The following is a 19,394-nucleotide window of genomic DNA, read 5'->3' as shown; positions in this document are numbered from 1 at the left end:
CCTATAATATTGAATTTCTTAAGATGACATCTACATTTTTAGGGACTCTAACAATCACTTTTGCACCAGAATCTATCGTTATAAAACCTAAACCAGAAATCATTACATCTCTTTTCTCTTTACCTGTTTCCAAACGAACTGCTTTCATGTCACTCATATTAAATTGGCTAGGATCATGAGGGGGTGTTAATAAATCGCCAATATGATTCTTCCATAATTCATTTGCTTTTTCAGTTTTTGTTCGGTGTATGTTTAATTCATTTGAGAAGAAGCATACTAAAGGTCTTTTTCCGCCTGAGACATAATCAATTCGGGCTAAACCACCAAAGAACAGTGATTGGCCTTCGTTTAATTGATATACACGTTGTTTTATTTCTTTTTTAGGCATAATTAATTTTAATTCTTTTTCAGTTACGAAATGAGTCATTTGATGAGATTGTATTATTCCTGGCGTATCAAACATAAAGGACTTTTCATCTAAAGGTATATCAATCATATCCAAAGTTGTACCTGGGAATCTTGATGTAGTAACCACATCTTTTTCACCTACACTTAATTCGATAAGTTTATTAATTAATGTTGATTTGCCTACATTAGTCGTACCGACAATATAAACATCCTCTTGGTCACGATACTTATTGATTGAATATAATAAGTCTTCGATGCCTTGCCCTTTTTCGGCAGAAATAAGTACAACATCTTCTGCTTCAAGCCCATATTTTTTAGCAGCACGTTTCAACCATTCTTTTACGCGACGATGATTAATTTGTTTTGGAAGTAAATCCATTTTATTAGCGACTAAGATAATTTTTTTATTACCTACAATTCGCTTAATCGCATTGATAAATGAACCTTCAAAATCAAAAACGTCTACAACATTTACTATAATACCATTTTTATCAGACAATCCTGTTAGTAAATTAAGGAAATCATCGCTGTCCATGCCCACATCTTGAACTTCATTATAGTTTTTTAGACGAAAACATCTTTTACAAATAACATCTTCTCTAAATAAATTGTGTTCTGGAACATATCCAGGAGCATTCTTATCCTCTGATTGCAAAGGTGCTCCACAACCTATACATTTTAATTCTTCACTCAATCAATTTTCCTCCCACTTGATATAACCTTTTTTTCTAAAGTGATTTAATAATCTTCTTTCAATGAGTCGATTAAATTTAGTGATAAATCCATCTGTTCTTTTAACAGGTACTACCATAATTGTATATAAACCATTACGATTACCACCAAAAACGTCAGTTAGCATTTGATCGCCAATGACAACTGTTTCATTTGGTTTTATATTCATTTGACTAATTGCTTTTTTAAATGCTCTACCCATTGGTTTTCTGGCTTTACATATAAAATCCACATTTAAATCTTTTGAAAATTCGCCGACACGTTGTTCATTATTATTTGAAACGATTGTAATTTGAATCCCTTTTTCTCTTGCTTCTTTGAACCATTGCTTTATTTGTTCAGTAGGCGCCACAACATCCCAACCTACTAACGTGTTATCTAAATCTGTAATAATACCTTTTACACCTGTGTCTGCTAATTTATCTATATTTATTTCGAATACTGATTTAACATATGCATTAGGCATAAAATAATTTTTAATAATACCCATTAATCTGTCACCTTTACTCATTTATTATAATTTTTTTACTAATAATTCTACCATTTCACTTGAAGAAACTGCAGCCTTACCTAAAAATTCCTCAAACGTCATATCCGCTTCACCGTTTGCTAAATCAGATACTGCTCTTGTGATTATAAAAGGAACTTTAAATTGATAACATACTTGTGCAATTGCTGTTGCTTCCATTTCAACTGCCATAGCGTCTGTAAATCGTGATTTTATTAATTTACGTTGTTCCGCACTACCTATAAAACTGTCGCCACTCACTATCAAACCTGTTTTAGCATTTAAATGTTGTTGTTGAACCGCTTCAACAGTTTCACTTAATAATTGTTCATTAGCTTCATATTTTTCAGGCATTTGTGGAATTTGTCCTAAAGCATATCCAAATGCAGTAGCGTCAGCATCATGATAGGTCACATCATTGCTGATCAATACATCACCAATTTCTAGACTTTCATCTAATGCACCTGCAGAACCCGTGTTGATAATGTATTTAGGATTAAATTTTTCGATGAGTAATGTTGTTGAAATTGCAGCATTGACCTTACCTATACCGCTTTGAGTAATGACAACTTCTTTATGATTAAGTTCACCTGTATAAAATTTAACATGTGCAACTGTAATTTCACTTAAATTCACTAATTTATCTTTTAAAATGGCAACTTCTTCTTCCATTGCACCAATAATACCAATCATTATTGTCCCACCTTACTTATATTATACTAGCATTTGTTATTCTATCACATTTTCATAATTTCAACGATACTACTCGTATTAAAAACATTACCTATATACTACAAAAATAAAGCGCTAATACTATGAGGGAATATGACAAAGTAATTAATCGTTCGAACTGAGACAAAACATCTCTCCGAAAGTAGGATTGTTTAATAGGTTAACTATACCAAGTCAAAGTTTTAACATTTGGCTTCTTAATCATCTATAATCCTATTTACCTTTATCAGGACCTCATTGTATTAGCGCCCTTTAATAATTATGTTATTAAATTAAACCTGCTATTTAACCTTTCCATAAACTTGCTAAATCTTGTAATGAAAAGATTCCGGTTAAAATTGTAACTATAACAGCTACAATACCGAATACTAACATCCATGTAGGGTGTTTATAATCACCAACAATCGATTTCTTTCTACTTGCAATTAAAATGACAGATAGTGTGATTGGTAAGATCCAACCGTTAATCACGCCTGCAATAATAAGTAAACTTACAGGTTTACCGACGAATAAGAAAATAATTGTTGAAATAACTATAAATGTAATAACAATTAAATTATTCTTATTGAAGAATGATTTGTGCATTGTTTTTAAGAACGTAGCACTAGTATAAGCTGATCCGATTACCGAAGACATTGCTGCCGCAAAAATAACAACACCAAATATATTTTTCCCAATAGGTCCTATAGCATGTTCGAACACTGACGCTGGTGGGTTTTCAGAATTAAGAGTAACACCAGTTACAACAACACCTAATACTGCTAGGAATAATAATGTACGCATAACACCCGTAGTTAAAATACCTGCAATAGCTGAATGGTTAACAAATGGTAAAAATTCTTTACCTTTGATACCAGAGTCCAAAATTCTGTGTGCTCCAGCAAATGTAATATAACCACCAACTGTTCCACCCACTAATGTAATTATAGGTAAAATTAATTTGATTGGATGTTCAGGTGCGAAAGTATGTACCAAGGCATCTCCATAGGGTGGATTAGATACAACCATGACATAAGCTACAATTAATATCATAACGACACCTAAAATCATAGATACTACATCCATGATTTTTTGACCACTTTTACTAACAAAAATCAAAATTGAAAAGATAGCAGTAATCGCTGCACCCCATTTTACATCTAAGCCAAACATGGCGTTTAGTCCTAGACCTGCACCGGCAATATTACCAATATTAAAGGCTAATCCACCGAATGCAATTAAAACAGAGATAACCGTTCCAAGACCAGGAACAATTTTATTGGATACCTCTTGTCCTCTTAAGCCAGTAACAACAAGAACTCGCCAGATATTAATTTGTGCACCTATATCTATTAATATTGAAATTAATATCGCGAACGCGAAACTAGCATAAAATTGTGCTGTAAATACCGCTGTTTGAGTTAAAAAGGCAGGACCAATAGCTGAGGTTGCCATTAAAAAGACTGATCCTAGCAATAATCTTTTATGATTTCTAGTAAATGTTGCTTTCCCATTATTGTTTGATGATAATTTTTCTCCCATATTAGAACCCCCTATAAGGACTGAATATCAATGCCTTCTTTCGTTAATTTTTCCCTGATTTTAGTTACAAATTCTAATGCATGCGCGCCATCACCGTGAACGCATATCGTATCTGCTTGAAGTGTGATTTCTTTATTATTTTTAGATATAACTTTATTTTCTGTTACCATTTTAACGACTTGATTTAATGCTTCTTCTGAGTCGGAAATGACAGCATCTGGTTCTTTACGACTAACAAGTTGGCCATCATCTTCATATCGACGATCGGCAAAAACCTCGGATGCAGTTTTTAAGCCTATTTTTTTAGCTTCTGATATGAGTAATGTATTAGCTAAACCAACAAATATCAATGTTTTATCAAAGTCATACACTGCTTGTGCAATCGCACTTGCAATGGACTTATCTTTGGCACCCATTTGATACAGTGCTCCATGTGGCTTTACTTGATTCATTTTCGCATCATGAATTTGACAAAAGCCGTTAAGCGCCCCAAGTTGATAAACTACGATGTTATATATTTCTTCTGGTGTCATATCTAATTTACGGCGACCAAAGCCTTGCAGATCAGGTAATCCTGGATGTGCCCCAATGCCAATATTATTTTTCTTCGCTAATTGTATCGTTTCATTCATCACATTAGCGTCTCCAGCATGGAATCCACAAGCGATATTTGCAGAAGTGATTAATGGGATTATGTCTTTATCTCCACCAAAAGAATAGTTACCAAATGCTTCTCCTAAGTCACAATTTAAATCTATTTGCATTATAAAGTCACCCCTTTAATAATTTGATGTTTTTCTAGGAATTTTATATCTACATTCTTAGCATCTCCATCTGCATATGCAGGATAATTGAGTACTGCATATAAGAAATCCGCTGTCGTTGTAAAGCCGTCAATGACCATTTCATCCAACGTCACTTTTAATTTTTGGATTGCACTACTTCTATCTGCACCTTTAACAATTACTTTGGCTACTAATGAATCATAGTAAGGAGAAACCTTGTAACCTGGATAAAGAATAGAGTCTACTCTGACGTTAAAACCTTGTGGTAAATGCAAGGCGTTAACTTTACCCGGTGTCGGTTGGAATTGTTTTTCCGGATTTTCAGCATTTATTCTAGCTTCAATGACGTGACCGTTAAATCGGATATCTTCTTGTTTAAACGGTAACTTATCATGTTGTAATAAATAAAGCTGTGCGACTAATAAATCTCTATCCGCACGCATTTCAGTTACCGTATGTTCTACTTGAATTCTCGCATTCATTTCAATGAAATAATGTGCATCTTCAGTAACTAAAAATTCAATTGTTCCTGCACTTCTATATTTTGATGCTTTTGCTACTTTAACCGCATCTTCACAAATTCGTTCTCGTCTTTCTTCTGTAAGTGCAGCACATGGAGATTCTTCTATTAATTTTTGATTCTTTCTTTGTACTGAACAGTCGCGTTCACCTAAATGCACAAAGTTATCTTTACCATCACCAATAATTTGTACTTCAACATGTTTGGCAACTGGTATAAATGCTTCGACATATACACGATCATCGTTGAAATATTTTTGTCCTTCATTTTTGGCTTCTTTGAACGCCTTAGCTAATTGTTCACGCTCTTTAACAATTCGTATACCTTTACCACCGCCACCACTAGCGGCTTTTAAAACAACAGGATAACCAATATCTTTAGCAAGTTCTTCAATTTCTTCTACTGATTTTACTTCGTCGGTAGATCCAGGTATCACTGGCACGCCAGCGCCATCTACTGTTTGTCTAGCGGTGATCTTATCTCCCATCATTTCCATAGTAGTTTTAGTAGGTCCTATAAAATGAATATTATTATCTTCAACTGCTTCAGCAAATGAAGTTGATTCTGATAAAAAGCCATAACCTGGGTGTATTGCATTTGCACCACTTACCTCAGCGGCTCCAATTATTCTTGGAATATTTAAATAGCTATCAAGAGGGTTGGCTTCACCAATACAAATAGCTTGATCTGCTAACCCTACATGGAGACTATCTTCATCTCCTTTAGCATAAATTGCTACGGTTTCGATACCCATTTCTCTACAGGCACGAATAATCCTTACAGCAATTTCCCCTCTGTTTGCAATTAAACATCGATACATCATGTAAGCCTCCTTACTTCAAAGTCACTAATATTTGGTCATATTCAACATTTGTACCATGTTCTACAGCAATATTAGCTACTTCTCCAGCAATATCACTCGTCACTTCATTCATTACTTTCATAGCCTCAATAAAACCTATCACGTCACCTTTTTCAATTTTGTCTCCAACTTTAATTTGTGGTTCAGTTAATTCTTTACTATCTTGTAAAAAGAATGTTCCCACCATAGGTGATTTTATAGCATTTTCTTCAGTTTGAATATCTGTACTCTGTGTATCTTGTTGAGTATTTTGATTTGAAGTACTGCTTGGGTCTTGTGAAACGGAAGGTGCTTGAGATATAACTTGACCTTCTGTGAAATCTAACTCTATTTCATTTTCAAAATCTTTATATTTAAATTTTTTAACATCATTTGCTTTTACTAATTTAATAATCTCTTCTATTTTTTTGGTATTCATTTGTTAAAATTCTCCTTTCATCAGATTCGCTAATTTTCTAGATGTTCTTCTCATACTTTTCATGTCATATAGCGGCTGACTATTTAATTTCATTAATTCTTCATTAAAATGTGTATTAAATTGATTTGTTTCATTAATAGCATCTTCTACAGATACCCATTTAAAGCGAATCGACTCACCTGGTTGAAATTGAACTAACTGACTTAAACCTAATTGTGTTACTGTAGCAATTTTTGTATAACCACCAACAGTCTGTTTATCATTCAGTAAAATGATAGGATTACCATCATTAGGTACTTGAATACTACCTAATGCTACAGGCTCAGAAATAATATCTGCACTTTCTTTAGGTGCAATATTTTCTCCTTTAAGACGAAAACCCATGCGATCTGACATCTCTGAAATAACATATTCGTTTTCAGTTAATTTTGTTTTTGCTTCCTCAGAAAATGATTCAATTTGTGGTCCTTCAATGATGTGTATCACATTATCTTTATTATCAAGATTAATTTGAGATGCACGTCCAATGTTTTTCTTAAAAGAAGGATGATCAATCGTTTGAATAACATCATCTTTCTTTAAAGCTCGTCCTTTGTATCCACCCATCTTACTTCTTGTGTGTGTCGAATAACTGTCAGCAATTAACGGTATATCAAGTGGTTGTCCAAACGTAATATACCCTCTAGCACCTGTTATCGCATTACCAATTTCTAATATATCACCTGGTTTTACACCATATATAATTTGAGATTCGATTGCTTCACCATTGAGCGTTGCATTGAAACGACCACCTGCAATTGTAAATGAATTCTCTTTTAAAAACTGTATCGTTGGGCCAATAATTGTAAACTCCAATGCTGGACCATTATTGCCAATAAGATGAGATGCAATTTGATAATGATGCTGATCAAGGGCACCTGCTTCTGAAAACCCAACGTTCATATAACCTTTACGACCAATGTCTTGAACAGTAGTAAATAAACCTGGTTTCAAAATTTTAATACTCATTTTCGTACGTCACCCACTTATCTATTTCAAAATGTTCATCTTTAATATCTGATACAATTTGGTCGTATTCACTTTGTGTAATTGCCTTAAATTGAATGTAATCGCCAGCTTCATAAATCGTCAATGGATCTCTATTTAAATCAAAAACTTTTAATGGTGTACGTCCAATGATTTGCCAACCTCCCGGTGAATCTAGTGGATATAACCCCGTTTGGTTATTTGCAATACCTACTGAACCAGTGTCAATTTTGACTCTTGGTTCAGAACGACGTGGTGTATGAATACGCTTATCTAATCCGCCTAAATACGGAAACCCTGGCATAAAGCCTAGCATATAGATCAAATAAGCTTGTTGCGTGTGTATATCTATCACTTCTTCATTCGTCAAATTATTGTAAGACGCAACTTCATCTAAATCTGGACCAAATTCTCCACCATATACAACGGGTACGGTAATAATCTTACGTTGATTCTGATTATTTAGCTTTGTGTCCGAAATTTGACTAAGTTCTAAATTTTCAATTAATTTAGTGCCATCGATATTCATATTATCGAATGTTATTAAAATAGCTCTGTAAGATGGGACAATATCAATAATATCCTTGTGCTTTTGATTTTGAATATATTGTACTGTCTTATTTACCTTTTCATATGTATTTTCACTAATTTCATTTTCAAAATAAATCATTAGTGATTGTTCATTAATCAATCTTGTTTCCAACTTACCAATTCCTCCCCTTTATATAGGACTTAGTTGTTGTACCATTCTATTGTATCATTTTCATTGTATATATGTTTAATAAGTAATTCGAATTATTGTTAATAACCAATTTGTCCCTGTAAACAAAAATTTGCTCATATCAATAATAAAACTATTTATACTAAATTTTCTATATTCTATTTAATCATAATCTTTTGCTTTTGTCGCTATTAATTGTGTCATTTTCTATTGCTCATACTAAAATTGAAATATAGATTAATAATTTTTCCTAATAAAAAAAGCAAGCATTGTAAAATAACAATGCTTGCCATGTTTATAGCTATTTTAACTATTTAATATCAACAATTTTAACATTCATTTCTCCGCCATTTGGTAATGGTACGCGGACTTCATCATCTAATGATTTACCGATTAATGCTGATGCCATTGGAGATTCATTTGAAATTTTACCTTTGAAAGCATCTGCTTCAGCAGAACCCACAATCTGATAACTTTCTTCTTCATCACCAGGTAACTCTACAAAAGTCACAGTTTTACCAATTTGAACTGTATTATTGTCGCCAGTATCTTCGATGATTAAAGCATTTCTAATCATATGTTCAATACGTTGAATATCTTGCTCAATAAATCCTTGTTCATCTTTAGCTGCATCATATTCGGAGTTCTCAGATAAGTCACCAAATGAACGTGCAACTTTAATTTTTTCTACGACTTCTGGTCTTTTAACCGTTTTTAATTCTTCTAATTCTTGTTCTAGCTTTTCAAATCCTTCTTGTGTCATTGGATACTGTTTTTGATTTTCCATTATGTCATCTTCCTTTACTTTTAATACTATTGTTTACTAACTAAAGATTGAATCTTAGTAGTCATGATATCAATGGCTACCTTGTTACTGCCACCTTCTGGAATAATGATGTCAGCATGTTTCTTAGTTGGTTCAATAAATTGTTCGTGCATAGGGCGCACCACATTTAAGTATTGATTGATAACTGAATCCATAGATCGTCCACGCTCATGAGTGTCTCTTTTTAGGCGACGTAATATTCTTAAATCTGCATCCGTATCGACATATATTTTAACATCCATCATATCACGTAACGTCTTGTTTTCTAAAGCGAAGATACCTTCTACGATGATAACATCTTTAGGTTCAAATGCAATTGTTCGTTCACTTCTAGTATGACTAGCATAATCATAAGTTGGTACTTCAACAGCTTTACCATTTCTTAAATCTTTAAGATTTTGAATTAACAAATCGTTATCAAATGCAAATGGATGATCATAGTTTGTCTCCAAACGCTCTTCAAAAGTTAAATGTGATTGGTCTTTATAATAATAGTCTTGCGCTAATAATGCAATACTATGACCTTCTAGATTTTTCATAATTTCATTTGTAACTGTTGTTTTACCAGAACCAGAGCCTCCAGCAATACCTATAATCGTCGTTTGTGTCATTACCCGATTTCCTTTCTCATCATGTTGTTCGCAAAGATTGGACGATCGACTTTAATTTGTACAATTTGCAATGGATGACGTGCGGCATCAAGCTGATTGCCTTCTTCATCATAAATTGTATCTACAATTTGTTTAAAGCTTTCTATTTCAGGCCCAAAGAATTCAATTTCTTGTCCTGGTTTAAAATTATTTCTTTGTTGGATAGTAGCAATTTGTGTTGCTTCGTCGTAGTCTAATACTAAGCCACAAAAATCATATGGTGATTTTTTAGATTGTTGTTCTCCAAACATTTGCTCTTCATAACCTGGTGTACCTTCAAAAAAGGCCGGTGCTGTATCTCTATTGGCACATTTATCTAATTCGATTAACCATTCTGGATTAATTGTGAAATGTTCTGGGTCTTCAGCATAAGCATCAATGACCTTACGATAAACAGAGACAACAGTTGCAATATAATGAATTGATTTCATTCGTCCTTCTATTTTTAATGAATCGACACCTAAATCCATCATTTGTGGAATAGATTCGATTAGTTTTAAATCTTTAGGGCTCATTGCAAATGGAACTACTTCACCATCTTCATAAAATAGATCTAATTCTCCATCATCGTCTACTTGTAATAAATCATAGTCCCAACGGCAACTTTGACAACATCCACCTCTGTTAGAATCACGTGCAGTCATATGATTACTTAATGTACATCGTCCTGAGTACGCAATACACATAGCTCCATGAATAAAGGCTTCAATCTCAATATCTACTTTCTCTTTCATCTCTTTCATTTCCATCGCACCAGTCTCACGTGCTAAAACAACTCGGTCAAGACCTTCTTCTTTCCAAAATTCAACCGCTTTATAATTAGATAGTGATTGTTGCGTAGATAAGTGGATTTCTAATTTTGGCGCTACTTTTTTGCATGTTTCGATAATAAGTGGATCAGCAACAATAATTCCTGTAGCTCCTGTAGCTTCAAGGTTCATTAAATAGTCATCTAAGCCTTCCATATTATCATCATGTGCAATTATATTCGTAGTAACATATATTTTTGCGCCATATCGATTTGCAAATTCTACGCCTTCAGCGATTTCATCCATAGTAAAATTATCAGCATTTGATCTTAAGCCATATTCTTGTCCGCCTAAAAATACTGCATCTGCACCATAATGTACTGCAATTTTTAATTTTTCTAAGTTACCAGCTGGAGCAAGTAATTCTGGCTTCTTCATTTTAGTTTTTGAAGCACCTTTAATGTCTTCTAATGTTTTCATGATTCAGCCTCCTAATATACTGTATGCTTAAATAAGAAACCTTCATCAAATGGACGATATTCTGGTTGAATCTCTTCGATTGGGTCTACAAGCATAAATTTTTCATCTTCATATGTCTCAGGGTCTTCATAATAAAGATCAATTGCTTCACGATATTGTTGCGTAACAACGTTTATATATTCTTCAGTTTGTAAAATACCATCTATTTTAAATGCATCAATGCCTGCTTCAAAAAATGGTTCTAATTCCTCTATAAGGCATATGTCATTTGGAGACATAATATGCGTGCCATTGTAATCTTCAAATACCGGGTATTTATTTTCACGTTCTTCATCATAAAGTAATAAATCATTTTGATTATCACTGCGTTGAATTTTCATTTGTCTATCTTGGAATGTGTAATAATTACCTAATAACATTCTTTTTGATTGAAACATGCAAGTCATACCGTGCACTTGGACTTCGATTTCAACGTCGGCATGCGCTTTAATATTGAGAATTTCTTCAAGACTTAATTCTCTTGCTAAGACGGCTCTAGATGCACCCTTTTTCCCCCAATAATTACATTGGAAATAATTAGTAACTAATGTCTCAGCATCCCAATGTAATGGTATTGGATTGGACTGTTGTTTTACATACATCACAACTGCTGGATCACCAAATATAATTCTATCTACACGTATTTCATGTAAAAATTGAATATAATCTTCTAAAGCAGCTAAATGATAATTATGGAATAAACCATTAACTGCGGCATACACTTTTTTATTATTATTGTGTGCTATTGTCACAGCTTTTGTCATATTTTCACGATTAAATTCTCCTGGAAGTCGTAAACCAAATTTTTGTTCACCAATAACAAATGCATCCGCACCTATGTCTATTAGTGTTTCCATATGTGTTAGTGACTTAGGAGTAACTAGTAATTCTGGCATAGTCATTCTCCTTTTATTGAAATTGCTAATCCATCATCCATATTTAAAAAGTTTGTTGTATAGCCGTCTTGTTGCATTAACCACTCATTAAATTGTTGAACTTTTTTTACCATTTGTCGTACGTTTCTTGATCTTACAATATCTATGTCTGAAACAAAGCCATGGTAAAGTACATTATCAGTAATAACAATACCACCTTCTCTCAGTAAGGGAGTGTATAACTCAAAAAATTTCTTTGATTGCGCTTTTGCTGCATCGATAAATAACATATCAAATGTTTGATCTTTAATTTTATCGAATTGTTCTAAAGCATCTCCTTCAATAAGACGTATTCGATTAGAATAATGGTTATCTGAAATATTTGATTTAGCTTGATGAATCATTTCTGAGTTTCTTTCGATTGTAGTTACTTGAATATCGTCCGATACTGAAGCAAATTGCATAGCACTATATCCAATTGCTGTACCGATTTCAAGAATACGGGTTGTATGGTTTATACGAATGATTTGTTTAATCATTTCCAGTGTATTACGGTCGACGATAGGCACTTGATGATTAACTGCATATTCTCGTAAGGCTTCTATATGATTGTCATTTGTTTTATGTAAATTGAGAATATATGAATGATTTGTATCCATTATAAAACGACTTCCTTTGTGTAAAATAACTACAAATTTATAAGGCAATAAAATAAATCAGTCTATGTATTGATTTAATGTATAAATCAATGAATTTGACTGATTACAACAACGCACAAATATATAATCGTTGTATATTAAAACGATGCGTATAATATTTAACTCTAAATATTTTACCATAATTTCATCGTGATTATAAGTATAAATCTTAATGGTACGACTCAAAGTTAAAATTTCAGAATAAGTTTATTAATGATTAAAAAAGCCTTATGCTCTGACATGTTGATGTCTTCACATAAGGCGTATTTTTTACTTTATTACTCTAGTACTTATTCATCAATTTCAGTATTAACTACTTCTTCAATCATGTCCCATTCTTCGTCTGTTTCGATTGGAACTAATTTACCACCATCACCTGATTCATCAGGTTCATTAATCATTGGAACTAATTCAATCATATCATCTTCATCTGTTTGTGCGCCTTCTTCAGCTAACACAACATATTCTTTTTTAAATTCAGGGTGATAGAATTCTAACATCTTACGATAAAGTACTTCATTTCCTTCTTCATCATATAATGTTAAAAGTTCCTCTTCATTATTAATATTTAATTCTGTATCGTGATTATGTTCAGTCATTTTATTTCTCCTTTATGAAATAGAATCTAAATAGCCTTGCAATATAAATACTGCGGCCATTTTATCTATTACTTTTTTTCTTTTTTGCCTTGAAACATCTGCTTCAAGTAATGACTTTTCAGCAGCCATTGTACTTAATCGCTCGTCCCACATAATAATTTCTATAAATGGTAACGCTTCTTGTAGTTTCTCTTTGTATTGTAACGAAGCTTCTCCACGAAATCCAATAGAATTGTTCATGTTTTTAGGTAATCCGATAACTACTGTACCAACACCATGTTTCTTAATGATATCTACGAGTTGCTCGATACCTAATTCATTATTATTTTCATCGATACGGAGTGTGTCTAAACCTTGAGCAGTCCAACCCATTAAATCACTAATCGCAATACCTACAGTTTTGCTACCTACGTCTAATCCGAGTATTTTATGTTTTAACATATATAATTATTCTTTAGACTCAGATAAATAATTTGAAACAAGTTCTTCCATAATCACATCTCTGTCAATGTGACGTATTTGATTTCTAGCTTCATTTTGACGTGGAATATAGGCCGGATCGCCTGATAGTAGATATCCTACGATTTGATTGACGGCATTATAGCCTCTTTCTTCTAAAGTTCGGTGGACATTTTCTAATACTGATTTGACATCTTCTTCTGGAATATCTTCATATTTGAATTTCATTGTTTTATCAAAGTTTTCCATCTCGTCACTCCTTCAATTCATAAATTGATTCTATTTTATTCTACACGAAGTTCAGATTAAATTATATATTTTTAATGTAATCTTTAATAAAGCGTAATGATTCTGTGATGTTCTCTGGTTGTGTTCCGCCACCTTGAGCCATATCTGGACGGCCACCACCTTTACCACCTAAAATTGGTGCCATATTTTTAATAATGTCACCAGCTTTAATTTTGTCTGTTTGATCTTTTGGCACAGTAGCGATGATAGATACTTTGCCATCTACATTACTTGCGAGAATAATCACTGTATCTTGTAATTTAGACTTAAAGTCATCCATTGTTGAGCGAATTGCTTTAGCATTTGGCACATCTACTTCTGTGGCTAAAACTTTTAATCCATTAATAGTTTCAACTTGATCTTCGATATTGCCCATTTTAAGTGATGTGATTTCTTTATCTCTTTGCTCTAATTGCTTAATTAATGATTTTTCTTCATCTTGAATTTGTGTAATCTTATCTACAACTTGATCATCAGTTTTGACTTTAACTAATTCTTTAACTAAATTAAATTGTTCTTGAATATGTTCTAGATATAAGAATGCCGCTTTACCAGTTAAGGCTTCTATACGTCTTACACCAGCACCAGTACCAGATTCACTTACTATTTTGAATAACCCTATTTCTGCTGTATTCTCTACGTGAATACCACCACATAATTCAATAGAAAATGGAGCCATATTTACTACTCTTACAACATCACCGTATTTTTCACCGAATAAAGCCATCGCACCCATTGCTTTTGCTTCATCAATATTCATTTCTTGAATTCGAACGTCAATACCTCTCCAAATCTCTTCATTAACACGTCTTTCAACTTGGTTGATTTCATCTTGAGTCATTTGTCCAAAGTGTGAGAAGTCAAATCTCAAACGATTAGGTTCAACTAATGAGCCTGCTTGATTAACATGATCGCCTAAAACTTCTTTTAATGCTGCATGTAATAAATGTGTCGCACTATGATTTTTTTGAATAGAACGACGCTCGTCTTTATTGACACTAGCATCTACTTCAGATCCTTTAGTAACTTGCCCAAATTGTATTGTACCTTTATGTAGGTTTTGACCATTTGGTGCTTTAGTTACCTCAGTTACAGCGATTTCAAAATGATCATTGCTTACGGTACCTTTATCTGCAACTTGTCCACCACTTACTGCATAAAACGGTGTATCCTTTAGCATAAAGTAAATCGTTTCTCCACTATCTGCTTTATCAACTTCTTCTCCATTTTGAATTAAATGAATCAATTCTGTTTGATAGTCTGTTGTATCATAACCAACAAAATGACTTTCTGTGGTAATGTTCTTTAATACTTCACTTTGAACTTGCATTGATTGTGAATTTTGACGTGCTTGACGTGCTCTATCTCGTTGTTGTTGCATCTCCGATTCAAAAGTTGTCATATCAACTGTTAAACCTTCTTGAGTTGCTAATTCTTCAGTAAGTTCAATTGGGAAACCATAAGTATCATAAAGTTTAAATGCGTCTTTACCATTGATTTCTTGGTTACCTTCTTTAGCTTGGCTAATGAAGCCATTTAAAATTGATAAGCCTTCTTCAAGTGTTTCATGGAATCTTTCTTCTTCAGACTTGATTACACGCTTAATGAATTCACTTTTCTCTTTAACGTTTGGATAATACGGTTCCATAATTTCAGCAACAATATCAACTAATTTATACATAAATGGTTCATTAATACCCAATGTTTGACTGAAACGAACGGCTCTTCTTAATAATCGACGTAATACGTATCCACGACCTTCATTAGCAGGTAAAGCACCATCCGCAATCGCAAATGAAATTGTTCTTATGTGATCCGCAATAACTTTAAATGCTACATCTTGATCCGTATTTTGTAGGTATTTTTTACCAGAAACTTGTTCAACCTCATTAATAATTGGCATAAATAAATCTGTTTCATAGTTAGTACGTACATTTTGTGAGATAGACGTCATACGTTCTAATCCCATGCCAGTATCAATATTTTTATTAGGCAATGGTGTATATGAGTGGTCTTTATTATGATTAAATTCACTGAAAACTAAATTCCAAACTTCTAAGTAGCGTTCATTCTCACCGCCAGGATACATTTCTTCTTCTGGATCATCTTTACCGAAGTCTTCACCACGATCATAGAATATTTCTGTATTTGGTCCTGAAGGTCCTTCACCGATATCCCAGAAATTACCTTCTATTCTTATAATACGACTTTCTTCTAAGCCGATTTTCTCATTCCAAATTTTATAGGCTTCTATATCTTCTGGATGAATCGTTACATATAATTTTTCCGGTTCCATACCCATCCATTTTTCACTAGTTAAGAATTCCCATGCAAATTCTATCGCTTCGTTTTTAAAATAGTCACCAATTGAGAAATTACCTAACATTTCAAAGAAAGTATGGTGTCTTGCTGTAAAACCAACATTTTCGATATCATTTGTACGAATAGCTTTTTGTGAGTTAACAATTCTTGGTTTTTTTGGTGTTTCTCTACCATCAAAATATTTTTTTAAAGTAGCTACACCTGAGTTTATCCATAGTAAACTATCATCATCGATAGGTACTAATGGTGCTGATGGTTCAACCATATGCCCTTTTTCAACGAAGAAATCTAAATACTTTTGTCTAATTTCACTTGCTTTTAAGTTTTTCATCCACTTACACTCCCTGAATTTAATTTATGAGCTAATGCAATTAATGTATAACTGTTCTATTGTTTAAATGTAAACAAAAAACGTTCATCCTCAAAAAGGGACGAACGTTGTCGCGGTACCACCCTAGTTATAAGATGTTGGGTTAGTAACAATGCTGCTTTTATAGAAAATAGCAATTTGTTAATCCAGAGTACAGGATTATATTATGCTAACCGTTTCTTATCACTTTAGTCTCATGATTAAATTGACACAAAGTAGCGTTCAACAATTTTAATTGTACTTTTCACCAACCAGTACATCTCTTAATATTAAAAATTGTCTACTCATCTTTATGCGAACTTAAGTTTATTTTAATTTTATTGGTTTCAATTGTCAACGTTTAGCAAAGTCATATGGGGACATTTCTCCCATATTTATCATAGGATCAATTTGATAAATTGTGTCTTCAGATAATTCAATACTCATTGATGTATCGGATGTAGTTTGATCTTTTACGTTACTTTGCTCATCTTCAAAGTGTATAACTTGAGTATCTTGATGTTGGTCTTTAAGATTTGCATTTTCATTGTCTTCAATTTTACTTTCTTTAAAGTATTGGCTTAGTAAATCGTATAGTTGTGTTAATCTTTTTTGTCCATTTGTATTTAAACCAATATCAAACGCCTGTGGATCGCCTAATAGCACTAAAGATTGTTTCGCACGTGTTAATCCTGTATATAAAATAGGACGTTGCAACATTCTAAAATATTGTTTAACTATTGGCATAATCACAATCGGAAACTCTGAACCTTGTGATTTATGAATAGAAGTACAATATGCATGTGTCAATTCAAGTAAATCTTGGCGCGTAAATGTAATTTCATTCCCTTCAAAATCAACTACTAGGACATCTTTATTTAACGCATTTTCCTTAGCCCAAAATATACCAACAATTACACCAATATCGCCGTTAAATATATTATCATTCGGACGGTTAACTAACTGTAATACTTTATCGCCTTTTCTAAATACGACATCACCAAACTCAATTTCTCTTGTATCTTTTTCTTTTGGATTTAAAATGGTTTGTAATATTTGGTTTAATCGTTTAATACCAGCATTACCTTTATACATGGGTGCTAGTACTTGGATATCACTCATATCATAGCCTTTATTTACGGCACTATTAACTACTTTCTCAACCACTGTTGGAATTTGATCTGTACCACAATTGATAAAACTTCGATCATGAAATCGTTGTGTAATATCAATAGGTTGACCAAGTTTCATTCGATGAGCTATTTCAATAATACTAGATCCATCTTGTTGGCGATAAACTTCTGTTAAATTGACTCTTGGTATTGTTTTAGAATCGATTAAATCTTTAAACACCTGACCAGGACCTACTGAAGGTAATTGGTCTTCATCACCCACTAGAATAATTTGAGCATCTAATGGTACGGCACTAAGAAATTGGTGAAATAGCCAAGTATCTACCATAGACATCTCATCAATAATGATGAGACGTGCATTAATTTCATTATCCAGTATATCTTCTGGTTGTGTGTCTTGATTCCAACCAATCAGTCGATGTATCGTCATAGCCTCTAATCCAGTTGACTCTTGTAATCTTTTCGATGCACGACCGGTTGGTGCTGCTAAAACTACAGGATAATCGTCTTCCTGATAATCATCATAATCTAAAGAAATTCCATGAACTTCTGCATACAATTCAACTATCCCTTTGATCACAGTGGTTTTACCTGTACCAGGACCACCTGTCAATAACATTACTTTAGAATTTATAGCTGTCTGTAAAGCTTCCTTTTGTGATTCTGCATAACTTACTTCATTACTCGTTTCTATTTCACCAATATGAATTTGTAAATCAGATTGTTCTATTTCTTTCAACTTGTTAGTATGCGTTTTGATTCGGTATAAATTTTGAACACTTTTCAATTCTGAATAATATAAACTTGGTATAGATACTTTTTCATTATCAACTATGATTCTTTTCTCTTCATTTAGCTCTAATAACATTGGCTGAATGTGTTCTTGTTTTATTTGATTATCATCATGATTACTATTTTGGGTTAATACGTTGTATGTTGCTTCAATAATTTGATCATGAGGCATATATGTATGACCTTGTTTAATACATTCTTCTTCTAATGTAAATAACAAGCCTGCCTTTATTCGCTCAGGGGCATCAAATTGAATACCTATTTTTTGTGCTAGTTGGTCTGCTTTATTAAAGCCAATCCCTTTGATGTCATACACAAGTTGATAAGGATTTTTATCCAGAACATTTAATGTTTCTGCACCATAATATTGATAAATTGAACTTGCTAATTTAGGACCGAAACCTAAATCATGTAATCGAATCATTACTTTCTCTGATTCTTGATTAGAAGCGATTTGTTCAGCAATTTGTTTTTGTTTCTTCTTAGGTAAACTTGGAACTTTTTCAAGTACACTGGCATCATTCAAAATATCGTTTATCGCATTTTCTCCTAAAGTATTCACTATATTTTGCGCAGTTTTTTTACCGATACCCTTAAATAAATCACTGGATAAATAACTGATGATCGCATCTTTAGTCTGTGGTAATTCTTTTTCAAATGTTTCTGCTTTAAGTTGTTTCCCATAACGAGGATGTTCTACTGTTTGACCCTTAAACGTATAAACGTCCCCTTCGACAACATTTGGAAGAAACCCTACTACTGTTGGCATCGTATCAAATGATTCATTAGTCTCAATCGTATCCACTTTTAAAACAGTATAAAAATTATCACTATTTTGAAATAAAATAGCTTCGACAGTGCCTTTAATCATTGAATAATCAAATAGTGTAGGGTCAGTCATA

At 33.0% G+C, this 19,394-nt stretch carries 19 protein-coding genes; all 19 read right to left on the bottom strand.

Annotated elements, in window-relative coordinates; translation table 11 throughout:
• Position 1: 1 nt before the first annotated feature.
• The 19 genes from yqeH to recD2 all read right to left on the bottom strand — a co-directional run bounded on the left by yqeH (position 2) and on the right by recD2 (position 19,393).
• Positions 2-1,102, bottom strand: coding sequence for a ribosome biogenesis GTPase YqeH (gene yqeH / locus LPC11_RS06075; protein ID WP_023372737.1), 1,101 nt, complete (start codon positions 1,100-1,102; stop codon positions 2-4).
• Positions 1,103-1,630, bottom strand: coding sequence for a YqeG family HAD IIIA-type phosphatase (locus LPC11_RS06070; protein ID WP_104681463.1), 528 nt, complete (start codon positions 1,628-1,630; stop codon positions 1,103-1,105).
• A gap of 24 nt (positions 1,631-1,654) precedes the next feature.
• The gene (gene mtnN, locus LPC11_RS06065) at positions 1,655-2,341 is read right to left on the bottom strand and encodes a 5'-methylthioadenosine/S-adenosylhomocysteine nucleosidase (protein ID WP_023372741.1); all 687 of its coding nucleotides are present in this window, start codon (positions 2,339-2,341) and stop codon (positions 1,655-1,657) included.
• A 324-nt stretch (positions 2,342-2,665) separates the two neighbouring features.
• The gene (locus LPC11_RS06060; protein WP_023372743.1) at positions 2,666-3,901 is read right to left on the bottom strand and encodes an NRAMP family divalent metal transporter; all 1,236 of its coding nucleotides are present in this window, start codon (positions 3,899-3,901) and stop codon (positions 2,666-2,668) included.
• Between the two features lie 11 nt (positions 3,902-3,912).
• On the bottom strand, positions 3,913-4,665 hold the full coding sequence (gene pxpA, locus LPC11_RS06055; protein WP_023372745.1) for a 5-oxoprolinase subunit PxpA: 753 nt from the start codon (positions 4,663-4,665) through the stop codon (positions 3,913-3,915).
• Positions 4,665-6,026, bottom strand: a complete 1,362-nt coding sequence (locus tag LPC11_RS06050) for an acetyl-CoA carboxylase biotin carboxylase subunit (protein ID WP_023372747.1) — start codon at positions 6,024-6,026, stop codon at positions 4,665-4,667. The genes pxpA and LPC11_RS06050 overlap by 1 nt, the downstream gene beginning before the upstream one ends.
• 13 nt (positions 6,027-6,039) lie before the next feature.
• Positions 6,040-6,486 (bottom strand): acetyl-CoA carboxylase biotin carboxyl carrier protein, encoded by a 447-nt coding sequence (locus tag LPC11_RS06045; RefSeq protein ID WP_023372749.1) that lies wholly within the window; start codon positions 6,484-6,486, stop codon positions 6,040-6,042.
• Between the two features lie 3 nt (positions 6,487-6,489).
• Positions 6,490-7,494 (bottom strand): 5-oxoprolinase subunit C family protein, encoded by a 1,005-nt coding sequence (locus LPC11_RS06040; protein WP_107566499.1) that lies wholly within the window; start codon positions 7,492-7,494, stop codon positions 6,490-6,492.
• Positions 7,484-8,215 (bottom strand): 5-oxoprolinase subunit PxpB, encoded by a 732-nt coding sequence (gene pxpB, locus LPC11_RS06035; protein ID WP_041613576.1) that lies wholly within the window; start codon positions 8,213-8,215, stop codon positions 7,484-7,486. Before pxpB ends, LPC11_RS06040 begins: the two co-directional genes overlap by 11 nt.
• A 328-nt stretch (positions 8,216-8,543) precedes the next feature.
• On the bottom strand, positions 8,544-9,020 hold the full coding sequence (greA, locus tag LPC11_RS06030) for a transcription elongation factor GreA (protein WP_002451829.1): 477 nt from the start codon (positions 9,018-9,020) through the stop codon (positions 8,544-8,546).
• A gap of 26 nt (positions 9,021-9,046) precedes the next feature.
• Positions 9,047-9,670, bottom strand: coding sequence for a uridine kinase (gene udk, locus LPC11_RS06025; protein ID WP_002451828.1), 624 nt, complete (start codon positions 9,668-9,670; stop codon positions 9,047-9,049).
• Positions 9,670-10,938, bottom strand: a complete 1,269-nt coding sequence (locus LPC11_RS06020; protein WP_023372755.1) for a peptidase U32 family protein — start codon at positions 10,936-10,938, stop codon at positions 9,670-9,672. The genes udk and LPC11_RS06020 overlap by 1 nt, the downstream gene beginning before the upstream one ends.
• An 11-nt stretch (positions 10,939-10,949) precedes the next feature.
• Positions 10,950-11,873, bottom strand: a complete 924-nt coding sequence (locus LPC11_RS06015; protein ID WP_023372757.1) for a peptidase U32 family protein — start codon at positions 11,871-11,873, stop codon at positions 10,950-10,952.
• Positions 11,874-11,875: 2 nt separating this feature from the next.
• Positions 11,876-12,514 carry an O-methyltransferase gene (locus LPC11_RS06010; protein ID WP_374101327.1) on the bottom strand — a complete coding sequence of 213 codons (639 nt, stop codon included), beginning with the start codon at positions 12,512-12,514 and terminating at the stop codon, positions 11,876-11,878.
• A 326-nt stretch (positions 12,515-12,840) separates the two neighbouring features.
• Positions 12,841-13,149: a DUF1292 domain-containing protein gene (locus LPC11_RS06005; protein ID WP_002466733.1), complete on the bottom strand. Its 309-nt coding sequence runs from the start codon at positions 13,147-13,149 to the stop codon at positions 12,841-12,843.
• A 12-nt stretch (positions 13,150-13,161) separates the two neighbouring features.
• Positions 13,162-13,590 (bottom strand): Holliday junction resolvase RuvX, encoded by a 429-nt coding sequence (ruvX, locus tag LPC11_RS06000; protein ID WP_023372761.1) that lies wholly within the window; start codon positions 13,588-13,590, stop codon positions 13,162-13,164.
• 6 nt (positions 13,591-13,596) lie between these two features.
• Positions 13,597-13,857, bottom strand: coding sequence for an IreB family regulatory phosphoprotein (locus LPC11_RS05995; RefSeq protein WP_002451822.1), 261 nt, complete (start codon positions 13,855-13,857; stop codon positions 13,597-13,599).
• Between the two features lie 61 nt (positions 13,858-13,918).
• Positions 13,919-16,549, bottom strand: a complete 2,631-nt coding sequence (alaS, locus tag LPC11_RS05990) for an alanine--tRNA ligase (RefSeq protein ID WP_231307385.1) — start codon at positions 16,547-16,549, stop codon at positions 13,919-13,921.
• Positions 16,550-16,921: 372 nt separating this feature from the next.
• On the bottom strand, positions 16,922-19,393 hold the full coding sequence (gene recD2, locus LPC11_RS05985) for an SF1B family DNA helicase RecD2 (protein ID WP_104681464.1): 2,472 nt from the start codon (positions 19,391-19,393) through the stop codon (positions 16,922-16,924).
• Position 19,394 lies beyond the last annotated feature (1 nt).

This window comes from Staphylococcus sp. HL28 (assembly GCF_021117155.1).
Taxonomy (GTDB): Bacteria; Bacillota; Bacilli; order Staphylococcales; family Staphylococcaceae; genus Staphylococcus; species Staphylococcus warneri.
This window is presented reverse-complemented; position numbering and strand designations above follow the sequence as displayed.